The 15,131-nt window shown below is 35.4% G+C and carries 15 protein-coding genes; 3 read left to right on the forward strand and 12 right to left on the reverse strand.

The window, feature by feature from the left end; all coding sequences use genetic code 11:
• Positions 1–145: 145 nt before the first annotated feature.
• The 4 genes from sigF to HHU08_RS15110 all read right to left on the reverse strand — a co-directional run bounded on the left by sigF (position 146) and on the right by HHU08_RS15110 (position 3,006).
• Positions 146–904, reverse strand: coding sequence for an RNA polymerase sporulation sigma factor SigF (sigF, locus tag HHU08_RS15095; protein WP_016203179.1), 759 nt, complete (start codon positions 902–904; stop codon positions 146–148).
• A 12-nt stretch (positions 905–916) separates the two neighbouring features.
• Positions 917–1,357, reverse strand: a complete 441-nt coding sequence (spoIIAB, locus tag HHU08_RS15100) for an anti-sigma F factor (protein ID WP_016203180.1) — start codon at positions 1,355–1,357, stop codon at positions 917–919.
• A 1-nt stretch (position 1,358) separates the two neighbouring features.
• Positions 1,359–1,709 carry an anti-sigma F factor antagonist gene (spoIIAA, locus tag HHU08_RS15105; protein WP_016203181.1) on the reverse strand — a complete coding sequence of 117 codons (351 nt, stop codon included), beginning with the start codon at positions 1,707–1,709 and terminating at the stop codon, positions 1,359–1,361.
• A 133-nt stretch (positions 1,710–1,842) separates the two neighbouring features.
• Positions 1,843–3,006: a D-alanyl-D-alanine carboxypeptidase family protein gene (locus tag HHU08_RS15110; protein ID WP_101730935.1), complete on the reverse strand. Its 1,164-nt coding sequence runs from the start codon at positions 3,004–3,006 to the stop codon at positions 1,843–1,845.
• A gap of 282 nt (positions 3,007–3,288) precedes the next feature.
• Between HHU08_RS15110 and map the strand changes: the two genes are divergently transcribed.
• Both map and HHU08_RS15120 read left to right on the forward strand, forming a co-directional pair.
• The gene (gene map / locus HHU08_RS15115; protein WP_101730934.1) at positions 3,289–4,035 is read left to right on the forward strand and encodes a type I methionyl aminopeptidase; all 747 of its coding nucleotides are present in this window, start codon (positions 3,289–3,291) and stop codon (positions 4,033–4,035) included.
• Positions 4,036–4,236: 201 nt separating this feature from the next.
• Positions 4,237–5,532, forward strand: a complete 1,296-nt coding sequence (locus HHU08_RS15120) for a DUF4179 domain-containing protein (protein ID WP_169188794.1) — start codon at positions 4,237–4,239, stop codon at positions 5,530–5,532.
• Between the two features lie 77 nt (positions 5,533–5,609).
• Here the strand turns inward: HHU08_RS15120 and HHU08_RS15125 are convergent, their stop codons facing one another.
• The 7 genes from HHU08_RS15125 to spoIIM all read right to left on the reverse strand — a co-directional run bounded on the left by HHU08_RS15125 (position 5,610) and on the right by spoIIM (position 13,099).
• Complete coding sequence (locus HHU08_RS15125) at positions 5,610–6,920, reverse strand: pyrimidine-nucleoside phosphorylase (protein WP_169188795.1); 1,311 nt, start codon at positions 6,918–6,920, stop codon at positions 5,610–5,612.
• Between the two features lie 182 nt (positions 6,921–7,102).
• On the reverse strand, positions 7,103–7,924 hold the full coding sequence (locus HHU08_RS15130; RefSeq protein ID WP_169188796.1) for a purine-nucleoside phosphorylase: 822 nt from the start codon (positions 7,922–7,924) through the stop codon (positions 7,103–7,105).
• Positions 7,925–7,935: 11 nt separating this feature from the next.
• A complete protein-coding gene (gene deoB, locus HHU08_RS15135) occupies positions 7,936–9,120 on the reverse strand; it encodes a phosphopentomutase (RefSeq protein ID WP_169188797.1) in 1,185 nt (394 codons plus the stop codon).
• An 803-nt stretch (positions 9,121–9,923) separates the two neighbouring features.
• Entirely contained in the window at positions 9,924–10,817 is an 894-nt protein-coding gene (gene xerD / locus HHU08_RS15140; RefSeq protein WP_016203187.1) for a site-specific tyrosine recombinase XerD, read from the reverse strand.
• 4 nt (positions 10,818–10,821) lie between these two features.
• Entirely contained in the window at positions 10,822–11,055 is a 234-nt protein-coding gene (locus HHU08_RS15145; protein WP_016203188.1) for a YqzK family protein, read from the reverse strand.
• Positions 11,056–11,803: 748 nt separating this feature from the next.
• A complete protein-coding gene (gene fur, locus HHU08_RS15150; protein ID WP_016203189.1) occupies positions 11,804–12,268 on the reverse strand; it encodes a ferric iron uptake transcriptional regulator in 465 nt (154 codons plus the stop codon).
• Positions 12,269–12,430: 162 nt separating this feature from the next.
• Positions 12,431–13,099 carry a stage II sporulation protein M gene (spoIIM, locus tag HHU08_RS15155; RefSeq protein WP_016203190.1) on the reverse strand — a complete coding sequence of 223 codons (669 nt, stop codon included), beginning with the start codon at positions 13,097–13,099 and terminating at the stop codon, positions 12,431–12,433.
• A gap of 153 nt (positions 13,100–13,252) precedes the next feature.
• Between spoIIM and HHU08_RS15160 the strand changes: the two genes are divergently transcribed.
• Positions 13,253–13,810 carry a GNAT family N-acetyltransferase gene (locus tag HHU08_RS15160; protein ID WP_016203191.1) on the forward strand — a complete coding sequence of 186 codons (558 nt, stop codon included), beginning with the start codon at positions 13,253–13,255 and terminating at the stop codon, positions 13,808–13,810.
• 152 nt (positions 13,811–13,962) lie between these two features.
• Here the strand turns inward: HHU08_RS15160 and HHU08_RS15165 are convergent, their stop codons facing one another.
• A complete protein-coding gene (locus HHU08_RS15165; protein ID WP_016203192.1) occupies positions 13,963–15,129 on the reverse strand; it encodes an endonuclease Q family protein in 1,167 nt (388 codons plus the stop codon).
• Positions 15,130–15,131 lie beyond the last annotated feature (2 nt).

Genomic DNA, 15,131 nt, shown 5'->3' on the forward strand with positions numbered 1-15,131 from the left:
TCCTCATGACTGTAGTATTCGATTATCTTTATAAAAATATGAAAGTCTGCTAAATGGTAATTTTTTCTCCAAAAAATAAATGAATAATTAGCTATCAAAAAAAGAGCTGCTAATCCTTTTAAAAAGGATTAGCAGCTCTTTTCATTTAAAGATCCATCTGTTCTTTCATCTGTAATAATATTTTTTTCTCAAGCCTCGAAACTTGAACCTGAGATATACCAAGCCTTGTTGCCACTTCTGATTGAGTCTGATCTTTATAGTATCGTAAATATACAATCAGACGTTCTCTTTCATCCAATTCGCGAATGGCTTCTTGCAAGGCAATTTTATCAAACCATTTGCCTTCATTACCATCATCAATTTGATCCAATAAAGTAATCGGATCACCGTCATTTTCATAAACAGTCTCATGAATTGAGGATGGTGTTCTTGCAGCTTCTTGTGCGAGAACGATATCTTCTGGAGGTATCTCTAAAAACTCGGAAAGTTCCCCGACTGTTGGTGTTCTGCCAAATTGCTTAGATAACTCGTCCTTCGCCTTACGAATTTTGTTACTTAATTCTTTTAACGATCTACTAACCTTTACTGTTCCGTCATCACGAATAAATCGTTGGATCTCTCCAATGATCATAGGAACAGCATAGGTAGAAAATTTCACATCATAGCTTAAATCAAATTTATCAACTGATTTTAATAGACCGATACATCCAATTTGAAATAAATCATCTGGATCATATCCTCTATTTAGAAATCTTTGCACTACTGACCAAACAAGACGCATATTTTTCTGAACGATAGTATCTCTTGCTGATTGATCTCCATCTTGGCTTCGTTTTATTAAGTCCTTGACTTCATGGTCTTTTAGATACGTTTCCTTCTTGTCTTTCTTTACCTCCACATCCATAGACGATTCTCCTTAATTGCTTAGCATTTTGCTATTCATTAAATGCTTACGCAGACGAATCTCTGTTCCGCTATCTGGACTTGACTGAATTTCGATTTCATCCATAAAGTTTTCCATGATGGTAAATCCCATACCAGATCGTTCAAGTTCTGGCTTTGTCGTAAATAATGGCTGTCTTGCTTCTTCTACATCGAAAATTCCTTTCCCTTCATCCCTGATGGTTAAATCAATAAATGAATCTTCTAATATAACAGAAATATAAACAATTCCACTCGGATCATTTTCATAACCGTGTATGATACAATTTGTTACTGCTTCTGATACTACTGTTTTAATTTCTGTTAATTCATCCATTGTTGGATCAAGCTGTGCAATAAAAGCTGCTACCGTTACACGTGCAAATGATTCATTCTGGCTAAGTGCGCTAAATTGAATATGCATTTCGTTTCTCATCTTAAGCTACCCCCAATCGTTGTAGGGCAAATTCTTCATTTGTTTCCAGCTTCATAATTTTAAACATGCCAGACATATCAAATAAACGCTGTACACTAGGGGAAATAGCACAAATAACCATTTCTCCTCCAAGCTGTTTTATTTGTTTATATCTTCCCAAAATAACTCCTAAGCCAGAACTATCCATAAAGGATAAATGTTCAAGATTTAACACGATATGACGAATATTATAGCTCTCTATGGCAGTGGTTGCTTTTGTACGCAACTCTTCTGCATAGTGATGATCCAGTTCCCCAGATAAGCGTATACAAAGTACATTGTTTTTTACTTCCAACTCAATATTAAGACTCACTAGAATAGCCTCCTTATTTGGTTTAAAGAAACTATTCTAGATTTTGATGACATTTCCTTCTCCACAGACAAAACTAGTGTTCATTCGCTAAAAACAGAAGGAATATTAACGGATTCGACAAAATGAAAAAATACTATTCGGTTTTTGTGAACATACCTGCAGAACGTTTAAATAATGTCCACCATTTAGCTGATTTCACTTCTTTTTGTGCAACTAATGGACTTGTAACAAGCGTTTTTCCATCTTGCTTATACGTAATTTCTCCAATTTCCTGACCTTTTTCAATTGGAGCTTTTAAATTTTTATTCATGGTGATTTCTTTTTCTAATTTATCAATTTGCTCCCCTTTTTTTGTGAGGATAGAAATTGGTTCGCTTGTGACTGCAGTCACTTCTTTTTCTGAACCTTTACTTACCTTTACTTTGCCAATTGCTTCTTCTCGCTTATGCAATGGATGTGTTTCATATTGACTAAATGCATAATCAAGTAATTTCGTTACCTGAGCATTTCTTTCTTTCGATGTTGGCGCACCGAAAACAACTGCAATCACCCTCATTCCATTTTTCATAGCAGTTGCTGTCAAACAGTATTTCGCTTCTGCTGTAAATCCAGTTTTTAATCCATCTACTCCTGGATAAAACTTAACTAGACGGTTTGTATTTACAAGCCAAAACTTTTTATCCGTATCTTCTCTTAAATAATCTTCATACGTACCAGTAAATTTCGTTATATCTTCATACTTCAATAGTTCCTTTGCCATTAAAGCCATATCTTTTGCTGAACTGTAATGATCGACTACTGGTAATCCTGTTACATTTTGAAATTTAGTACTTTTCAAACCTAATTCTTGTGCTTTTTTATTCATTAAATTCACAAATTCTTCTTCAGAACCTGCTAATCTTTCTGCAACCGCGACAGCTGCATCATTTCCTGAACCGATAGCAATTCCTTTTAACATTTCCTCTGTCGTCATTTCCTCTCCAGGTTCTAGGAAAATTTGTGAGCCTCCCATAGAAGCTGCATGCTCACTTGTACGTATTTTTTCATCTAACTTTAATTTGCCTTGATCAATAGCTTCCATAATAAGAAGCATAGTCATAATTTTTGTCATACTTGCTGGTGGAAGCTGTTCCTCACTATTTTTTTCATACATAATAGTTCCTGTATCTCGATCAATTAAAATGGCTGATTTTACATTATCAACTAATTCTTGTTTTTTCTCAGCAGCTAATGTGCTTGGCGCCAAAATTGATGTTATAAAACAGGTAATGATTAACATTGATATGATGCGTTTCATCTATTGACCCTCCATTCTATATAGCCTCCATTTTTTCCAAAAAAGACAAGTTTATACAGCCAATGTGGAATATTCATAAAATAATTTGAATAGCTCTATACGAGTAAGAAAAGAAACATATCCTGTATGAATAGTTAGGCTTGTATTTACGGGTAGGTTATAATGAATAAAGTGAAACTTCCATCAGTGGGGGTTTTCCTTCATCCCCCACTGATGGTTAGTTGAACCAATCGGACCTTTACGGACAGTAAGGGTGGGATAAAGGTAAAAGGAGGTTATATTTTGATTCATTTAAAAACACCAGAGCAAATTGAAAAAATGAAAAAAGCAGGAGAAATCCTTGCAGATTGTCATAAGGAAATTAGAAAATTAATTAAACCTGGCATTACTACTGAAGAAATCGATATATTTGTGGAAAACTTCATGTTACAGAGAGGGGCTACACCTGAACAGAAAGGTTATCATGGATACCCTTTTGCTACTTGCGCATCTGTTAATGATGTCATCTGTCACGGTTTCCCTTCCAAAACGCCTTTAAAAGATGGCGATATTGTTACAATAGATATGGTAGTTAACTTAGATGGATGGCTCGCTGATTCTGCTTGGTCATACTCAGTAGGCAATGTCTCAGAAGATGCGAAAAACCTATTAAAAACGACAGAAGAAGCATTATACATAGGCATAGAACAAGCAGTAATCGGAAACCGAGTTGGGGATATCTCGCATGCTATTCAAACATATGCGGAAGCAAAAGGCTATGGGGTCGTCCGTGATTTTGTAGGTCATGCAATTGGGAGAGAAATGCACGAGTTGCCGCAGATTCCTCACTACGGCCCTCCTCACGTAGGTACTCAACTTAAAGAAGGCATGGTTATCACCATTGAACCGATGTTGAATATCGGTATGTATCATGCAAAAGTAGACTTAGATGGATGGACAGCACGTACTGTTGATGGAAGTCTGTCTGCACAATACGAGCATACTTTGGCCATTACTAAAAATGGACCAATTATTTTAACAAAACAATAAACTAAACACACACCCAATGGCTTCCATTTTGCCATTGGGTCTCTTTTTAGACAAACGTGCCCCTCCCTTTTAATTTTTCTAGAAAAAAATGAACTTTTTAAACGCTATAATACTCTTATAAACAAGCTCTGTTGGAACAGTAAAATCAAGAATTCACAATGGATTAAACCTAATAAAGAGGGTGTATGGGAGGAAAGAAGAATGAATCCTATTGAACAAAAACTATTTGAAGAAAAAAAGAAGTTAGCAGAAATAACCGCGCCTTCCGAGATAGAACAAAGACTAACGAAAGCACTTTATACTATACGCACTAAACCTTTTCCTTTTAAGCGATGGTTCCCATTATCCGCTGCTATTATTTTATTGATTTTTATTACTTATCAATCAAGTACATTTGCTTATTATGGTAAAAAACTATTAGGATTTGATACGATTATGACCCAATCCTTAAAAGATTTAAACGAAAAAGGATTCGGACAAAATATAGAGCAATCTTATTTATTAGAAAATGGGACTGAATTAACCATCAATGGACTTATGTCCGATGAAAATAGATTGGTTGTTTATTTTACATTAGCAAATGACAAAGGCTTGCCAGATGATTTAGATCGTATTTTTACTCCTCGGAGCATTACTGGTTTTTTTACGAATGCCAGAATAAATAGCTCTGTTTTTGAAATAAGCGACGATGAAACAAAAATGACGGGAATTTTAAATTTTGATCCCATTAATGCTTTTTCCAAAAAACTTCAGCTACACTATGTTTACTGGAAAAATGATTATGAAGTAATCGAGGGTTCAACTGATATCATCTTTCCCTATAATCATAAGGAAGCATTACAAACAAAAATGAAGCAATCCATTAATAAAAAAATAAAAGTAGATAAAGGTACAATTTCTTTCAAAAGTATTACGGCTACCCCTACCCAAACGGTAATAGAAGGCGTGTTTAATGTGGAGAATTATGACCGTCTCAGTCACGGATTTGACGGAGTGAAGCTAATCGCAAATGGCCAGCCCCTCCCATTAGAAGGATATGGTAGTTCTTCAACCTTTAGAAAAAATAATACTTTTTCCATCGAATATGGTGGCCTACCAGAAGATGTGGATTCACTCGAAATCCAAATAAAAGACTTTATAGGATATAAGGAAGTAAATAAATCCATTTCTCTTACAGGAATAGAGAAAAATAAAGTGATAACATTAGAGGATGCAAATTTAATGATAAATAACATACAATTAAATAATGCAGTAAATATAAGCATCTCAACAAATGATTCCATTTTATTGGATAAAGTAAGTATTATAAATGAGGAGAAAAAAAAGATTCCTTTAAAAACGACAACGAATCACCACTTAACAACAAGCAATGATGAAACAATAATAAATGAACGAACATTGGTATTTGATTCCAAAACCAAACCGCTAGAACTTCATATTGGTGGATTGCATTATGTAAAAGAGTATCATAAAAAAATAGATATCCCCATTAAATAAAGAAAACAAAAAGACCCACAAAGTATCAGCTATTAAACTAAAAATAGCTATCTTCCCTACCTTGTGGGTCTTTTTTATTATTCTGTAATTACTTCATAAATTAAAGTAGGAGCTTTTACTTCATTTGGGGAAAGTTTAATATTTTCATACAATTTTTTTGTCACATCGTCAATATCTTCTGTATTGCTGTAGATCGTAACAAGTGATTCTCCCGCTTCCACTTTGTCGCCAATTTTCTTGCGTAAAACTAAGCCTACTGCTAGATCAATTTCTGACTCTTTCGTTGCTCGACCAGCACCTAACAGCATGGCAGCAGTACCAATGCTGTCAGCAATTATTTCTGCGACATAGCCAGATTCTTTTGCTGGCAATTCGATTACAAATTTAGCAGTTGGCAATAAATCCGGATTGTCAACAACCGTTACATCGCCGCCTTGGGAACTTAAGAAAAGTTTAAATGTTTCAAGCGCTTTACCATTATCTATTACCTCTTGCAGCATTTCTCTCGCTACATTTGTAGATTCCGCTTTACCAGCTAAGTAAACCATATGGCTGCCTAATGTTAAACATAATTCTGTTAAATCCTCTGGTCCATTACCATTTAAAGTATCAATTGCCTCTTTTACTTCTAATGCATTACCAATTGCGTAGCCTAAAGGCTGACTCATATCAGAAATAACAGCCATCGTTTTCCTGCCAACATTATTTCCTATTTGTACCATTGCTTCTGCAAGCTCTCTTGAGGCATCTAATGTCTTCATAAATGCTCCAGCACCAGTTTTAACGTCTAAACAAATAGCATCTGCACCTGCTGCAATTTTTTTACTCATGATACTGCTAGCAATTAAAGGAATACTGTTAACGGTAGCTGTTACATCTCTTAAACCATATAATTTCTTATCCGCAGGGGTTAGATTACCACTTTGACCAATTACCGCTACTTTATTTTTATTTACTAAGTTAATAAACTCCTCTTTTTCTATCTCTACATGAAATCCTTTTACAGATTCCAATTTATCAATCGTTCCACCAGTATGTCCAAGCCCTCTTCCACTCATTTTGGCCACTGGAACACCTACTGCAGCAACAAGGGGTCCTAACACTAACGTAGTTGTATCGCCAACTCCTCCAGTAGAATGTTTATCAACTTTAATTCCTTCAATTGCAGATAAATCAATGACATCACCTGAATGAACCATTGCCATTGTAAGCTCGGCACGCTCTGATTCTGTCATATCTCGAAAAAATACAGCCATAGCAAAAGCACTCATTTGATAATCAGGAATACTGCCATCTGTATAACCTTGAATGATAAAAGAAATTTCTTCTTTCGTTAATTCTAATCCGTCCCTTTTTTTCTCAATTAAATCAACCATTCTTAATGCCATAATAGAATCTCCTTCGTTTTGTATTGGAAATCTTTTTCTTTAAATTGCAAAAATAGAAGTCACATTACTGCTTTTTCAAGGGCTTTGATTTATGTAAGCGATGTATAAAATATATATTCTAAAGAGTTACCAAATAAAAACGGTAAGGTTCAAATGGTAACTCTCTATTATAGTCAAGCTAATTATGCGCCTATTTCTTTAATTAATTCTTTAACGTATTGAAGAAAGTTTACTTTTACTTTTTCTGTTGTTTCCATTACTTCTTCATGATTAAGTGGTTGATCTAGGATACCTGCGGCCATATTGGAAATACAAGAAATTCCTAATACTTTAAGTCCTGCATGACGAGCAACGATTACTTCTGGTACAGTTGACATCCCTACAGCATCGCCTCCTAATACACGAAGCATTCTTACTTCTGCAGGCGTTTCATAAGATGGACCTGTGTTGCCAACATAGACACCCTCTTGAACTTTTAGCCCAATTTTGCTTGCTACTGTACGTGCTTTTTCACGAAGGTTTTTGCAGTATGCTTCTGACATATCAGGGAATCTTACGCCTAAGTTGCTGTCATTTGGTCCGATTAACGGATTTGTTCCCATATTATTAATATGATCAGAAATTAGCATTAAATCACCAGGTGCAAAGGTTTCGTTCACCCCGCCTGCTGCATTTGTTACGATTAATTTTTCTACTCCTAGCTCCTTCATTACGCGCACTGGGAAAGTTACTTTATCAAAAGCATAACCTTCATAGAAATGAAAACGACCTTGCATTGCTACTACTTCCATTCCATTAATTGTACCGAACACTAATTGACCTGCATGTCCTTCCACTGTTGATACAGGGAATTCTGGTATATCTTCATATGGTATTTTTACTGGATTTTCAATTTCTTCTGCAAGAACCCCTAATCCAGATCCAAGAATTAGACCTATTTTCGGTGTATTTTCATATTTTTGCTTTAAAAAATCTGCTGATTGCTTTATCATCGTATAATTCATTTTTATTCCCCTTATTTTAAGTCATTTAAGAAGCTTGTTCCATGCTTCGGTAGCTTTACGGCAAAATTTTCTGCAACCGTTGCACCAATATCAGCAAAGGTTTTGCGAAGTGGCAATTCCTTCGGTTCTTTTAGTGCTTTGCTATACACTAACAATGGTACATACTCTCTCGTATGATCTGTTCCATGATGGATTGGATCATTTCCGTGGTCTGCAGTAATGATTAATAAATCATCTTCCTTAAGTAATTCAAACACTTCTGGCAGTCTTGCATCATACTCTTCTAAAGCTTTTCCGTATCCAATTGGATCTCTTCTATGTCCATATAAAGCATCAAAATCTACTAAATTCAAAAAGCTTAAACCAGTAAAATCCATTTTCAATGTATCTACTAGCTTGTCCATGCCATCCATATTGGAGACCGTTCTTAATGATTTTGTAACTCCTTCACCATCATAAATGTCAGAGATTTTTCCAATAGCGATACTTTCTATTTGATTATCTTTCAACTCATTCATTACCGTACGATCAAATGGTTTTAGTGCATAGTCATGGCGGTTTGCTGTACGTTTAAAGTTTCCTGGCTCGCCAACAAACGGTCTTGCAATAATACGTCCAACCATGTATTTCTCGTCCAATGTTAATTCTCTCGCTAATTCACAAATGCGATACAGTTCATCTAATGGAACAATTTCTTCATGTGCAGCAATTTGCAGCACAGAATCTGCAGATGTATAAACAATTAGTGCACCAGTTTTCATATGCTCTTCGCCTAGTTCATCAAGAATTTCTGTCCCACTCGCTGGTTTATTTCCGATAATTTTACGGCCTGATTTTTCTTCGATTTCATTTAATAGTTCATCTGGAAATCCTTTAGGGAAAACACGAAATGGTGTTTCTATGTTCAACCCCATTATCTCCCAATGACCAGTCATTGTATCTTTTCCATTTGATGCTTCCTGCATTTTTGTATAATAGGCAAGTGGCTGTGTGCTAGGCTCTACACCTTTAATTTTATCAATATTACTTAGTCCTAGTTTCGCCATATTCGGCATATGCAAGCCGTTCATTTGTTCTGCAATATGCCCTAATGTATGCGCTCCTTCATCATCGAATTTTTTTGCATCTGGCGCTTCGCCAATTCCAACTGAATCCATTACAATTAAGAAAACACGATTGTATTTATATGTAGACATTTATATCCTCCTTTTACCGTTTCAATCACCCTATTTTACCCTACAGTATATATTCTTATTAGCCTTAAAAAATTATAGCATAATCGTCAGAAGTCTGACATCATTTTCAATAAGGATTTTCATTAATTTAAGAAATATTTAAATCGTTTTCTATTTCACTTCTTTATTATACCTTTTTTAAATTCAAAAATAAAAGGCTGGGACATAAGTATTCCAGCCATAGATAAACCCGAACAACTATCAAAGAATCCTAAATGGTTGTTCGGGTTTTATTAGTTTTATAAAAGGTTGTTTCAGTACAGTTAGTGTTAATATCCGCAGCCTGAATACACTTCGCTTTCCATGGGGCGAGCGCCGAGCCGCTTCGGCCTCTGGCCTGCAGGGTCTCGGACTTTCTCGCAGCTCCCATAGGAGTCTACGTGTATTCAGGCTGCTCCATATTTCCTACTAATTCATTTTTTCTAAAAAAACAATATTTTTTAGGGTATTGCCTTTAAAAACGGAGTGGAATGGAGCGGAAGACACTCGACTCCTGCGGGAAGTAGAGCAAAACCTAAGACCCCACAGGCTTTAGCCGAGGAGGCTTAGGTTGCTCCCCGCGGAAAGCGAGTTTCTGTAGCGCAATGGAACGAATTAGTTTTTACACTTGACTATATTTAAAAACATAAATAACCATTGTATAAAAGAAACCTTTATTTAAGAGATAAATTAGAGATTGTTCGTCTTTACAGATTGGCTATTTAGTTTTGTCCCAGCCTCTATCAAGTTCTATCTCATCCAACTACAAGATTGCCTATTACTTCCTATGCGCGAGGATGAAATTGACTATATACATCCTTCAATCTAGTTTTTGTTACATGAGTATATATTTGGGTTGTCGATATATCTGCATGTCCGAGCATTTCCTGAACTGCCCTTAAATCTGCACCATTCTCCAATAAGTGGGTTGCAAAAGAATGTCTTAATGTATGTGGCGTTATTTCTTTTTCAATATGTGCTTCCTTACCTAATCGTTTTAGGATTTTCCAAAATCCTTGTCTTGTTAATCGATTGCCATGATGATTTAAGAACAAGGAATTTTCCGTTGACTTTTTCTGTTGCAAGAACGCCGGTCTCGCCCCAGTTAAATATGCATCTAATGCTCTTGTCGCTGCTCCTCCAATTGGGATAATTCTTTCTTTATTCCCTTTGCCGATACAGCGGATAAATCCCATTGTGAGATGGACATCATCCATATTCAAATTTATTAACTCACTTACGCGGATTCCGGTTGCATAGAGAAGCTCAAGCATTGCTTTATCTCTTAGTCCATAGTGGTCATTTTTATGTGGAAAATCAAGAAGTGCTTCCACTTCCTCCATGGATAAAATTTTGGGCAATGTCCTTTCTGCCTGCGGTGTCTCAATATGTACAGTTGGATCCTCATCAAGCACACGATCGCGAAAAAGAAATTGATGGAACGCACGAATAGAGGCAATATGACGTGCAATCGTTTTTGATGATTTCCCTTGGTCTTTTAAAAATCCCAAAAAACGAATGATGTGAGAGCGTTGTATTTCTTGTATACCACATCGTTCCACATTTTTCATATACTTCATATAACTTTTTAGGTCTCTTTCATATGATACAAGTGTATTGCTCGCCAAACCCTTTTCAACTAATAAATAATGCATAAAATCTTTTAATTGATCTTCCATAGGATTACTCCCCATTTAAGTAAAACAGGAATATTCGATCCCTCCATGAATATTTTTCTGTTTCTAGACTATTATCAGCATTCACCTTGACAGCCGAACCAGATGGCTCATCATAGCGATGCAGCTGTTGATATTCTTGATTAAACCAAACAATCGCATAATAAAAAAGAATCGTACATCCTGTAAACAGGAGAAACACTTTTAATGTATTTAGCATTGCTCTTGTCCATCGTCTCATCCAAAATCCCTCCATAGCTTCTCTAATACAAGCTATGCCAGGTTGGACAATTAATATACCTAATGGACCTATTATTCTTATTATAATGGAATTAAATATAATTTAAAGCGTTATGTCCTGAATCTCCAGCTAATCTTTCACTATCCTCGTAAAACGGTAGCTATCCTGAATCAGATGTAATTTAACTTAAGGATTATGACCAATAGAAATATTTTAAGAACAAAAAAAGCAAAATGGTCTAAACGTCCTTTTCCTATACAATATAGGGAAAATCGCTTAGACCATATCTTATTTCACAGTCTCCATGACCGGAGCAGTTCGGTTTTTTTAGTGGCTCTTTTTACAGAGTTAATTCTAATTCTACTCCTAACTCTAGTACAAATCTTTCTTTCCGTTCATTATTTATTTTAACTCTTCTTTTTTTATGAATTGGTCTTTAATAACGGTTTCTTCTATTTTTATTGATAGACTTTGATAACAACCCAATTTCAGCTTGAGAATTTCTTCCAAGGACTCCTCAGTCAATCTACCTTTTGCAACAGAATTGCTCACTTTGATTACTTTTCTTAAATTTGAGATACTCGTCTATTGATAAAAATTAATACTAGAATAGTAATTACTACTGTAAATACACTTAGAACTGTTACAAGAGACATCGTTCTTTGAACCAATGATTTAGAATCATAAATAGATAAATCATTAATTAGAATATACGAGCAAAATAAAAAACCTTCTCATTTGAAAAGGTTTATTCTGCGGATGAAACATCCTCACTTTTTTCCGTACAACGATGGCAAATACCATGAAATGTTAAACGATGATCTTTAATTTTAAAATTCCAGTCACGCTCTACTAATTTTTCTACATCTCCTAGTAAATCTTCTTGAATTTCATCCACTGCTCCACATTCAATACATACTAAATGGTGATGAAAGTGAGCAGCACCTTCTTGTCTCAAGTCATATCTAGAAACGCCGTCACCAAAATTTATTTTATCAACAATTTTCAATTCCGTTAGTAGTTCTAGTGTGCGATATACGGTTGCCAATCCAATCTCAGGAGATTTCTCTTTAACGAGTAAGTAAACATCTTCTGCACTAAGATGGTCTTCTTCATTTTCTAATAACACTCTAACTGTTGCTTCCCTTTGGGGAGTTAATTTATAGCTCGAAGAATGCAACAGCTTTTTTATTCTATCTAATCTACTTTCCATTCCGAAAGTCCCTCCCTAGCCACTGTCCATCTCATTATAACAGAAGTAGGAAAAGAATCCTAATAAAAATTATTATAAATAACAATTAATAATAATTATTAACTTACAATAACTCTCGTCGGTTTTTTTAACCATTCTAAATGAACGAGTGAACAAGCTTCTCTATAAAAAAGGCACCACGATAATACTCGATTGTACCATATTAATGACTGCTTTCATTAAAAGTGGTGAAATATACGCCTCGACTGCGGCTGCTATTCCAATTACCACAAATGCAATCATAAGGAGAAATGTATATCTAGCAAACAGTGGCAACATTGGTTCTCCCTTTTTCTTCATGAATTGTTGGCGAATCATTTTAAAAGAGAACGCTACTGATAGTGTAGCAGAAATTATAAAAATTGGAATAACAATTAGATTTTGTGGCAAAACAGACACAAATGACAGTAAAAAGCCATGCCATCCCATCTGATTGACCAAAAAGCCAACGGTGAAACCAACTACCATCCCTTTAATAAATAGGAGGATTAAAATAATGGGCAGCCCGATGATAGATATCCCTAAAAGCCAAATAAAGCCAATATATTTACTATTATGCGAAAAGCTTTGAAAAAATAAATTTTTGCTGTCCGCTACTTGTCCATTTGATACCTGTCCAAAAAACTGTGTCAAATAATAGTAGAGGTCTTCCTTTTGGGAGAGAGACAAACTATTCACTACAATTGCTCCAAAAATAACCCCCATTAAAAACAATACAATGATAAATAAATAAATTGAGGAATGATCACGGATATGAGTCACTAGGATATTCTGATATTTTTTCTTTTTCATTGCCTTTCCTCCCGCCAAGTCTGTTAGTTTATGTTTATGCACGAAAGGTAGGCATATGACTACAAATCTATTATTAATAGAAATGAAAAAATTATCCGATTATTATGTTTTTTATAACGAAGATATGATAGATTAACATTTGAGGTGAGAGTAATGAAACCGATTTTAATAGATTTACCAGAAACAATCGAAACAGAAAGATTAGTGTTACGGCCATGTATGCCCGGAGATGGCAAGGACGTCTATGAAAGTATTCAGCGGTCAAAGGATGCCTTTAAACCTTGGATGGTTTTTGCTAACAAGGAGCAATCATTAGAGGAAGTCGAAGCAGGTGTACGAGAATCGTATGCTAAATATATTTTAAGAGAGGATTTACGATTACATATTTATTTAAAGGAAACCAATGAGTTTATCGGTTCAACTGGGCTGCATTCTATTGATTGGAAAGTCCGCGTTTTTGAAATTGGCTATTGGTGCGATTCAGCCCATACAGGAAATGGTTATATTACAGAAAGTACTAAAGCGTTAATTAAGCTTGCAAAAGAAACACTTCAGGCTAATCGAATAGAGATTCGCGTTGATTCTACAAACATAAAAAGCCGAGCTATTCCGGAAAAACTCGGCTTTTCATTGGATGGTCTATTGAAAAATGAAACACTTAGTGCCGATACGCAGGAATTAAGAGATATTTGTCTATATTCTTTGACATAATGCCAAAAATCCCACGAATATTTGATTGTGGGATTTTTAATTTAGAGCTGTTTTCAAAAAGAACATTATATTTTCAATAGGCAAACTTAATATATAGAAATACGGAGCAGCCTAAATTCACGAAAACGACTTAATTGAAAAATAAATCTGCCCTATTTATCTACCCTTATTTTGCCGTATTTTCCGCCACCGCCCACTTGCAAGTTTAACCTTCCCGTTCTTGCTGCAACAACATAATCTGCTACTTTCTTTGGGATGATTTCCACTAACTTATCATATGGGGCTTCATGGATTATTTGCATTTCTGTAGAAAAGTAATCCAGTAATTTTTGTAGCGTTTTTTTTCCTAAGCCAGGTATATATTCTAACGGTATTTGATGAATATAGGGTGGTCTATTAGGTGTAGAAGTAGCGTCTTTTAAATCAGTAATCCTTGCAGCTACCCCCTTCACCCATTTATGACTCCCACATTCACTACATATGCCTTTCGTTTCTGAAAAAGGAGCGTAACATTTCATACAAACTGTTTCATGATACTTACCCAATTTCGGATCTAGCCCAAAATTCGCAACGATTCGTCTTCCTTCTACTTGATGAAGGACTTTTGCGAATTCCGAAAAAGAAGCTTCCTCCATCTCCATTACTTGATATTCTCGTGCAATTTTTTCTAAGGAATGGGCATCTGAATTTGTTATAAAAGAAAAAGCGTGTAATTCTGTAATTTGATCAGCCATCTCCGTATCGGAGCTCAAACCAAGCTCGATCCCATCAATCATTTGCTCATCCAACACTTCCTTTAAGGATCGATAAACACCGCTTCCATATAAACTTTTAAATGGCGTAAATACATGCGCTGGGATGAAAAGCCCATTTAGTTCTTTTACTTTAGACTGTAGTTCTTTTCCGCTGATATAAAGGCGTTGAGAACTTAATGTTACATTTTTCATATGGCGCGCGATCCAATTCGAGAATTCCTTCATTTTAGCTAAAGTCGGGAGATAGCATAATACATGGATTGGCCCCTTGCAAGAAGAATCGTATATTTCGAGCTCTGACCCAAGAATAATCGTAATTTCTTCCATCCTAACCCCACCGTTAGGCAATTCCATCATCTTCCCATGCTCTATTAACTCTTCCATTTCCAAAATAACTTCAGGGGAATGACAGTCAATAATGCCAATCATATCAAGCCCCTTTTGTTTGCTTGCATACTCAATGATAGAGGTTAAGGTAAGATTACGTGATGCTGTAATTTTTACCGGCTTACCACTCTTTGTTCTACCAATATGGATATGTAAATCAGTGTAAAAAGACTTCATTC

This window comes from Niallia alba, from assembly GCF_012933555.1.
Taxonomy (GTDB): domain Bacteria; phylum Bacillota; class Bacilli; order Bacillales; family Cytobacillaceae; genus Niallia; species Niallia alba.

Excerpts from the sequence above, each read along its gene's own strand:
- HHU08_RS15145 (WP_016203188.1), bottom strand. The coding sequence starts at position 11,055 with ATGAGACGATGGACAAGAGCAATGCTAAATACATTAAAAGTGTTTCTC.
- HHU08_RS15160 (WP_016203191.1), top strand. The coding sequence starts at position 13,253 with ATGAAACCGATTTTAATAGATTTACCAGAAACAATCGAAACAGAAAGA.
- HHU08_RS15165 (WP_016203192.1), bottom strand. The coding sequence starts at position 15,129 with ATGAAGTCTTTTTACACTGATTTACATATCCATATTGGTAGAACAAAG.
- HHU08_RS15130 (WP_169188796.1), bottom strand. The coding sequence starts at position 7,924 with ATGAATTATACGATGATAAAGCAATCAGCAGATTTTTTAAAGCAAAAA.
- HHU08_RS15125 (WP_169188795.1), bottom strand. The coding sequence starts at position 6,920 with ATGGCATTAAGAATGGTTGATTTAATTGAGAAAAAAAGGGACGGATTA.
- sigF (WP_016203179.1), bottom strand. The coding sequence starts at position 904 with ATGGATGTGGAGGTAAAGAAAGACAAGAAGGAAACGTATCTAAAAGAC.
- HHU08_RS15120 (WP_169188794.1), top strand. The coding sequence starts at position 4,237 with ATGAATCCTATTGAACAAAAACTATTTGAAGAAAAAAAGAAGTTAGCA.
- fur (WP_016203189.1), bottom strand. The coding sequence starts at position 12,268 with ATGGAAAGTAGATTAGATAGAATAAAAAAGCTGTTGCATTCTTCGAGC.
- HHU08_RS15110 (WP_101730935.1), bottom strand. The coding sequence starts at position 3,006 with ATGAAACGCATCATATCAATGTTAATCATTACCTGTTTTATAACATCA.
- deoB (WP_169188797.1), bottom strand. The coding sequence starts at position 9,120 with ATGTCTACATATAAATACAATCGTGTTTTCTTAATTGTAATGGATTCA.
- spoIIAB (WP_016203180.1), bottom strand. The coding sequence starts at position 1,357 with ATGAGAAACGAAATGCATATTCAATTTAGCGCACTTAGCCAGAATGAA.
- xerD (WP_016203187.1), bottom strand. The coding sequence starts at position 10,817 with ATGGAAGATCAATTAAAAGATTTTATGCATTATTTATTAGTTGAAAAG.
- spoIIM (WP_016203190.1), bottom strand. The coding sequence starts at position 13,099 with ATGAAAAAGAAAAAATATCAGAATATCCTAGTGACTCATATCCGTGAT.